This window comes from Micromonospora sp. 15K316 (genome assembly GCF_004348525.1).
In the GTDB taxonomy this organism is placed as follows: domain Bacteria; phylum Actinomycetota; class Actinomycetes; order Mycobacteriales; family Micromonosporaceae; genus Micromonospora.
In genome coordinates, this window is record NZ_SMKG01000253.1 from 1 (window position 1) to 7,979 (window position 7,979).

A 7,979-nucleotide genomic window follows, 5' to 3' on the forward strand; every position below is an offset into this window, starting at 1 on the left:
GGGCCCGGCGGATCGGGTGCCGTGGTCGCCGTCAGGCGAGCAGGATGCCGTGGTCGACCGCATCGGAAAGCACCGCGCCGAGAGCCAGGCGGACGACGTCGAACCGTCGGGAGACGTCTCGGGCCAGTTCCAGCTCGACCTCCCGCAGCGCCCGCTGCGCCCAGGCCCGTGCCGCGTTGACGTCGTTGTTGCCGGGGTTGCGCCAGCGCTGCCAGCAGCCGCCGGAGAGGGCGACGGCCACCGGTGGCAGGATTTCGGTCCGCGCGGCGGCGGGATAGCCGGCGAGGGCGTCGATCGCCCCGTCGCCGGCCAGACCGGCCACGCCGGCGGTGCTGGTGACAAGCAACACCCGGTCGAGTTCCCGGGCCAGCCGGTCCTCGGCGAGACCGAAGCGGACCGCCTTGACGACGCGCTGGCGTACGCCGTCGGGCAGCGACGCCCCGAACACCCGCCCGAGGGCGTCGTCGAGGATGCCGCCCACCGCCCGGTCGCACTGGGCGGTCGCCAGCAGCGACAACGCCTCCATCTCACGGTCGAGCAGCTGCGGCAGACCGGCGCAGCCGACGCCGAAGACGATCTCCTGGACGACCCGCAGGTGGATGTTGGCCAGTTCCAGCGCCAGGTGCTGCCGGATCCGCTGGGCGCAGGTGCGGCTCTGCCGGTCAAGTTGCTCGGACCAGTCCCCCGGGTCGGTCACCACGTTCACCCGCACGTGTTCGCCGGGGAGCACGGGCGGATCGGAGCTGGCCCGCCGCAGCCCCTCGTCGACCGCCCAGCCGACCAGGGCCCGGCGCAGGTCGGCCGCGGCGCCGCCGTGCAGCGCGAACCAGCGCGCCTCGGCGAGGCCGGGAACGGCGGAGAGCAACGCGGCCCGGTGGGCCTCCACCGTCACGGCGACGGGGTCGACCGCGGGGCCGGGCGAGGGGAGCCCGGCCCCCGGCGGCGGGACGGACGCCCCCGCGTCCTCCGTCGGCGCCGTGCTGTCGGACCCGGACCAGCCGGTCGAGCCCGGGGTGACCACGAAGAAGACCGGCACCTTGGCCCGGGCGGTTTCGGCGAGCAGGTTGAGCTCCGCGGCGGTGAACGCCTGGTCGGCGGAGACCACGAAGAGCAGGGCTCCGGCCCGGCCGACCGCGTCCAGCAGCACCGGGACGCCGGCGACACCGAGCGTGCCGGTGTCGGCCGTGTCGACCAGGCTGAAGTGGCGCAGCAGCGGGTCGGCCAGGTGCAACTCGACCCGGCGCGGCGGACGCGCCAACGCCGGACCGGCGGCCGTGCGGTCCGCGCCGTAGGTGTGCGGCTGGCGGTAGCCCGGCACGTACGCCGCGCGCGTCGCCGTCGCGCCGTGCCGCAGCACCAGCCAGCTGCCGTCGGGCACGCCGAGCAGCGTGGGGTCGAGTTCGAGCAGGGTGGCGAGCACGGCGCGGCGGCCGGCACCGGCGGGCCCCACCGCGAGCACACCCAGCGGTTCCTCCGGACCGGGCTTGGCCACTCCGACCCGGGTGGGCAGTGGCGCGCACCGGGGCATGTCACCCGGCCCGGGGAGGTGGCCGGGCACGTCGACCGAGGAGAGGTGACCCGGCTTCATCAGGGCGACCTCCCGTGGCAGGCGGACCGGCGACAGCCGGTCGCGCGTGGAAACTCCGGTGAACCGAACCGGATGCCGGAAGACTACGAGCGACCCGGGGCTCTGGCGGAACAGTTCGAATACTCAGCGGTAATCACGAGATTACTCAACTTCGCTGCGTGACGCTCTGCCTGCGGACCGATTTCGATGGATATGCTGCCGGGATGAGTCGGTGGAGTTTCGTCGGCCGAACGGATGAGCTCGACCGTCTGCTGTCGGCAGTGACCGGCACGGAGGGGCGGGGGCTCTTCTACAGCGGCAGCGCGGGCATCGGGAAGAGCCGGCTGCTCCGCGAAGGCGTCGCGGCCCTGCCCAACGACCGCTACGCCATCTGGTCGATCGCGGCCAGCGCCACCACCGCCAGCCTGCCCTTCGGCGGCCTGGTGCAGGTGCTGCCCGCCGAACAGCCCCAGGGGCTGTCACCCGCCGGCATCCTGCGCTGGGCGCTGGACGTGCTCCAGCAGCAGGCGGCCGGGCGGCGGATCGTGCTCGCCATCGACGACGCCCACCTGCTCGACCAACCGTCGGCCGCGCTGGTGCATCTCGTCGCCCGCGCCGACAACGCCACAGTGATCGGCACGCTGCGCGACGGCGAGGAGATCCCCCTGCCGATCCGGGCACTCTGGACGGACGACCTGGTCGACAAGGCCGAGCTCAGCCCGATGGCGCCGGCGGAGACCGCCGGACTGCTCGCCGCGATCCTGGGCGGCCCGGTCGACGCCGGCTCGGCGGCCCGGCTCGGTCGGCTCTCCGCCGGCAACCCACTGCTCCTGCGCGAGCTGGTGCACGCCGCCAACGGCAGCGAGGAGCTGACCCGCACGTACGGGATCTGGAAGTGGACCGGCCGGCTGGAGCTGGCACCGAACCTCACCGACCTGATCGACACCCGGATCGGCCAGCTCACCCCCGGCGTCCGGGCGGTGGTGGAGCTTGTCGCGTTCGGCGAACCGCTCGGCCTGCAACTGCTCGACCAGGCGGTCGACCGGCAGGACGTGGAGATCGCCGAGGAGCGGGGCCTGATCACGGTCATCCAGCACGACCGGCGCACCAACGTGCGGCTCGCGCACCCCCTCTACGGCGAGGTGATGCGCCGCCGCTGCCCGGTCAGCCGGACCCGACGGCTCCAGGCCAGCCTCGCCGAGCTCCTGGAACGGGTGGGCAAGCGACGCCGCGACGACCTGCTCCGGGTGGCGGTCTGGCGGCTCGACTCCGGCACGGCGCAGAACGCGGGGTTGCTGCTCGAGGCGGCCGGGCAGGCGTTCAGCCGGTACGACGTCCCGCTGGCGACGCGACTGGCCCGCGCGGCCCTCGACACCGGCGGCGGGTTCGACGCCGCCGAGCTGCTCGCCACGATCCTGATGTTCGCCGACCGGCCCGAGGAGGCGATCGAGGTCCTCGACGCCGTCTCCCCCGACCCGAGCGACAGCCAGCGGTTCGCCCGCTGGCTCACCGTACGCGGAATGGTCACCTACTGGGGGCTCAGCCGCGAGTCCACCGTGGAGGAGATCGCGACCCGGGCGAAGAGCCTCACCGACTCGGCCGACCAGGCCCGGATACGCGCCTTCGAGGCGATCATGCGGCTGCACCGGCTCGACACCGCCACCGCCCTGCGACTCAGCCAGGGCGTGCTCGACCGCCCCGCGGCCAGCGTCGCCGCCCGCGAGCTGGCCCGCTCCACGATCGCCTACCTGCAGGCCGCCCAGGGGCAGCTGCGGCGCAGCGGCACGGCCATCGCCCAGGTGCACTCCGAGGCGGCCCGCTGGCGCGCCGACATGCCGTACCTGCAACTCGCCCTGGAACTGGCCCGCGGCACCCGCCTCACCCTCGCCGGCGACCTGGCCGGCATCGACGCGATCGTGGCCGACGAGTTCGCCGACCTCGCCGGGGCCGGAGACTTCCGGCTCGGCACCGGCTACCTCGCCATCCTCCAGGCGTACGCGGCGCGGCTGCGCGGCCAGAGCGACGCCGCGCTGCGGACCAGCCTCGGCGCCTGCGCGGTGCTCGCCACCAGCCGGGTGTACGCGGGGCTGGCGCAGGCCGAGCGGGCCCAGGCGGCCGCCCTGCGTGGCGACGCGACGCAGGCCGCCGAGGCGATGGCCGAGGCGGACCGCACCCAGGCGCCCGGCATGGCGGTGCTCTACCCGTGGCTGGAGCAGGCGCGCGGCGCGACGCTGGCCGCGGCGGGCGACCTGCCCGGGGCGGTGAAGCAGCTGACCGACCTGGCCGACCGGCTGCGCGCGGACGGCTTCGCCGGACACGAGGTGCACGTCCTCCACGACCTGGTCCGGCTGGACCAGGCGGCCGCCCTGGTCGGCCCGACCTGCTCCGACGGCAGCCGCCGCACGGTCGCGCAGCGCCTCACCGAACTCTCCGAACGCGTCGACGGAGAGCTGCCGCCGCTGCTGGCCCGGCACGCCCGGGCCGCGGTCGCCGGCTCCCCCGCCGAGCTGCTGGCGGTCGCCGACGCCTTCGCGGCGCGCGAGCTGAACGTCTTCGCCGCCGAGGCGACCGCCGCCGTCCTGCACCGGCTACGCCGGGAACGGCCCGCCGCCGCCGGCGAGGCCCGGGAACGCCTCGCCGCGCTCCTGAACCGCTGCGACCTGATCCACACCCCGGCGCTGCGCGCCGGCACACCGACGCTCACCGAGCGCGAGTGGGAGGTGGCCCGCCTCGCCGCGCAGGCCGCCACCAGCAAGGCCATCGCCGAGCGGCTCTACCTCTCCGCCCGCACCGTGGAGAACCACCTCCAGCGCATCTACGCCAAGCTCGGCGTGACCAGCCGGGCCGAGCTGCACGCGGCGCTGCGGGCGATCCCGGGGCACGAGGGCGGCGACGCCGACTGAACTCTTAGGCTGAGCCGGTGAGCACCCTTCGCACCGCACTGCTGACCGACCACTACGAGCTGACCATGGTCAGCGCGGCGCTGCGCGACGGCGCCGCCGACCGCCGCTGCGTCTTCGAGGTGTTCAGCCGCCGCCTGCCGGCCGGACGCCGCTACGGGGTGGTCGCCGGCACCGGGCGGCTGATCGAGCTGATCCGCGAGTTCCGGTTCGAGGAGGCCGAGGTCGAGTTCCTGCTGCGCACCGGGGTGGTCGACGAGCAGGCCGCCGCCTGGCTGCGGGACTACCGCTTCACCGGCGACATCGACGGGTACGCCGAGGGCGAGCTCTTCTTCCCGAACTCCCCGGTCCTCACCGTCTCCGGCGGCTTCGCCGAGTGCGTGGTGCTGGAGACCCTCGTGCTCTCCGTACTCAACCACGACAGCGCGGTCGCGGCCGCCGCCGCCCGGATGGTGACCGCCGCCCGCGGCCGTACCCTCATCGAGATGGGCGGCCGGCGGGCGCACGAGGCGGCCGCAGTGGCCGCCGCCCGCGCCGCCTACCTGGCCGGCTTCAGCTTCACCTCGAACCTGGAGGCGGGCCGGCGCTACGGCATCCCCACCGCGGGCACCGCGGCGCACGCCTTCACCCTGCTGCACGACGACGAGCGGGCGGCGTTCGCCTCGCAGGTCGCCACGTTGGGGAAGAACACCACCCTGCTCGTCGACACGTACGACATCAGCCAGGGCATCCGCAACGCCATCGCGGTGGCCGGGCCGGACCTGCGGGCGATCCGGATCGACTCCGGCGACCTCGCGGTGATCGCCCAGCAGTCCCGGGAACTGCTCGACTCGCTCGGCGCCACCGAGACGAAGATCATCGTCTCGGGTGACCTGGACGAGTACGCGATCGCCGCGCTCGCCGCCGAGCCTGTCGACATGTACGGGGCGGGCACCGCCGTCGTCACCGGCTCCGGCGCGCCGACCGTCGGGCTCGTCTACAAGCTGGTCGAGGTCGACGGGCGGCCGGTGGTGAAACGTTCGGAACAGAAGGCCACCATCGGCGGCCGGAAGACGGCGGTACGCCGGCACAAGCCGACCGGTACGGCCACCGAGGAGGTCATCGTCCCGCAGGGGGTGCCCGAGCGGCAGGCCAACGACCGGCTGCTGCAGCGCCGGTACGTGGTCGCCGGTGAGCCGGTCGAACTGCCCACCCTGGCGGAGTCGCGTGAGCACCTGCGGGAGTGCCTGATCTCCATCCCCTGGGAGGGGCTGAAGCTCTCCGGCGGCGACCCGGCCATTCCGGTCACCGTCGTACCGGCCGGGTGAACGTCGTCCGCGGCGACAGGAGGGAGCATCGATGAGCAACGCGCTGATCATCGTCGACGTGCAGAACGACTTCTGCGAGGGCGGCTCGCTGGCCGTGAACGGCGGGGCGGACGTGGCGGCCGGCATCACCCGGCTGCTCGCCGCCGAGCCGGGCCGCTGGGCCCACGTGGTGGCGACGAAGGACTACCACGTCGACCCGGGGGCGCACTTCGGCGAGCCGCCGGACTTCGTCGACACCTGGCCCCGGCACTGCGTGGTCGGCACCCCCGGCTCCGAGTTCCACCCCGCGCTGGAGACCGGCCGGATCGAGGAGATCTTCCACAAGGGCGAGCACGCGGCCGCGTACTCCGGCTTCGAGGGACACGCCGCCGACGGCGAGTGCCTCGCCGACTGGCTGCGCCGGCACGACGTGGAGTCGGTGGAGCTGGTCGGCATCGCCACCGACCACTGCGTACGGGCCACCGCGCTGGACGCCGCACGGGAGGGCTTCATCACCACCGTGCTGCTGGACCTCACCGCCGCCGTCGCCCCGGCCACCACCGACGTGGCGCTGCGGGCCATGGACGGCGCCGGGGTCACCCTCCGCGGCGAACCTGTGATCAGGACCGCATGACCCGGTAATCGGTTGGCGACCGCCGCATCTCCGGCGAGGATGACGCCGGAGGTACGGACCGTCGTGAATTTGAAGCCTTACCGGGAGGCGCTCGCCCTGCCCGGTCTCCGGTCGCTGCTGCTCGTGGCGGTGCTGGCCCGCATTCCGCTCACCGCGACCGGGGTGACGCTGACCTTCTACGTCGTCCAGGACCTGGGCCGGGGCTACGGCGCGGCCGGACTCGTCGGTGCCGCGGTCACGATCGGTGGCGCGATCGGCGGCCCGCTGCTCGGCCGGCTGATCGACCGCCGGGGACTGCGGCCGGTGCTCGTCCTCACCGGGATCGCCGAGGCGATCTTCTGGTCCACCGCACCGTCCCTGCCCTACCTTTTGCTGCTGCCGGCCGCCTTCATCGCCGGCTCGCTCGCCCTGCCGATCTTCTCGGTGGTCCGGCAGTCCGTCGCCGCGCTGGTGCCCGAGGACCGCCGCCGCCCCGCGTACGCCCTCGACTCGATGTCGGTGGAGCTGTCGTTCATGATCGGACCGGCGCTCGCCGTGGCCCTCGCCACGACCATCTCGGCCCGACACACCCTCTACCTCGTCGGAGCGGGCATCGTCGCCGCCGGCGTGGCGTTCTGGCTGCTCAACCCGCCGACCGCCGACGGCAGCGAGCAACCCGGCACGCCCCGGCGGCAGGTACGCCGGCGCGAATGGGTCACCCCCCGGCTGCTGGCCGTACTCGCGGTCAGCCTCGCCGCCACCCTGGTGCTCGGCGGCACCGACGTGGCGGTCGTCGCCGTGCTGCGGGAGAGCGGCGAGGCCGGCTGGACCGGCGTCGTCCTCGCCATGTGGGCGGTCGCGTCGCTGGTCGGCGGCTTCGCCTACGGGGCGACCCACCGCGCGATCTCGCCGCTGGCCCTGATGGCCGCGCTCGCCGTCTGCACCATCCCCGTCGGGCTGGGCGGATCACACTGGTGGCTGCTCTGCCTGGCGATGATCCCCGCCGGCGCGCTCTGCGCCCCCACCCTCGCGGCGACCGCCGACGCGGTCAGCAAGCTCGCCCCCGCCGAGGTCCGCGGCGAGGCGATGGGCGTGCACGGCTCGGCGGTCACCATCGGACTCGCCGTCGGCGCCCCGCTGGCCGGCGCGGTCATCGACGCCCGGGCGCCCTGGTGGGGCTTCGCCGTCACCGGCGTGATCGGCGCGCTGGTGGCGCTCGCGGTGCTCCCGCTCGAACTGCGGCACCGCCGCGCCGCCGCCTCCACCCCGGCCGAGCCGGAGTACGCGACCGCCGGCCACTGAGCCCCCGCCCTCCGCGACGCGACGGGCGGCCCGGCACGCAGCGCTCGGCACGGTCGGGCGCTCGGCACGGTCGGGCGCTCGGCACCGGCGGCTCTGCGCGCGCGGCCTCGACACATGCGGTGCTCGGCACGGGCGGCTCGGCGCGCACGGCTCAGTACGGGTAACGCTCGGCACAGGCGGGCGCGCGGCTCGACACGCGCGGGGCCCGGCGTGCACGGCTCGACACGCGCGGCGCTCGGCGCGCGGGGCCCGGCACGGGCGGTGGCCCGGCACGGGCGGTGGCCCGGCACGGGGGCTGTCTCTTATAAACA

At 74.7% G+C, this 7,979-nt stretch carries 5 protein-coding genes; 4 read left to right on the forward strand and 1 reads right to left on the reverse strand.

What is annotated here, in order from left to right:
• Positions 1 to 31: 31 nt before the first annotated feature.
• Positions 32 to 1,588, reverse strand: a complete 1,557-nt coding sequence (locus tag E1211_RS28400) for a hypothetical protein (protein WP_132352689.1) — start codon at positions 1,586 to 1,588, stop codon at positions 32 to 34.
• A gap of 203 nt (positions 1,589 to 1,791) precedes the next feature.
• Here E1211_RS28400 and E1211_RS28405 point away from each other — a divergent pair, with 203 nt between their 5' ends.
• From E1211_RS28405 to E1211_RS28420, 4 genes are read left to right on the forward strand one after another with little or no spacing between them, the layout of a single operon-like run.
• Entirely contained in the window at positions 1,792 to 4,470 is a 2,679-nt protein-coding gene (locus tag E1211_RS28405; protein ID WP_132352691.1) for a LuxR C-terminal-related transcriptional regulator, read from the forward strand.
• 17 nt (positions 4,471 to 4,487) lie between these two features.
• Positions 4,488 to 5,774, forward strand: coding sequence for a nicotinate phosphoribosyltransferase (locus E1211_RS28410; RefSeq protein ID WP_132352693.1), 1,287 nt, complete (start codon positions 4,488 to 4,490; stop codon positions 5,772 to 5,774).
• Between the two features lie 31 nt (positions 5,775 to 5,805).
• The gene (locus E1211_RS28415) at positions 5,806 to 6,387 is read left to right on the forward strand and encodes an isochorismatase family protein (RefSeq protein ID WP_132352695.1); all 582 of its coding nucleotides are present in this window, start codon (positions 5,806 to 5,808) and stop codon (positions 6,385 to 6,387) included.
• Between the two features lie 39 nt (positions 6,388 to 6,426).
• The gene (locus E1211_RS28420; protein WP_132352697.1) at positions 6,427 to 7,668 is read left to right on the forward strand and encodes an MFS transporter; all 1,242 of its coding nucleotides are present in this window, start codon (positions 6,427 to 6,429) and stop codon (positions 7,666 to 7,668) included.
• The last annotated feature ends 311 nt before the right edge of the window (positions 7,669 to 7,979 follow it).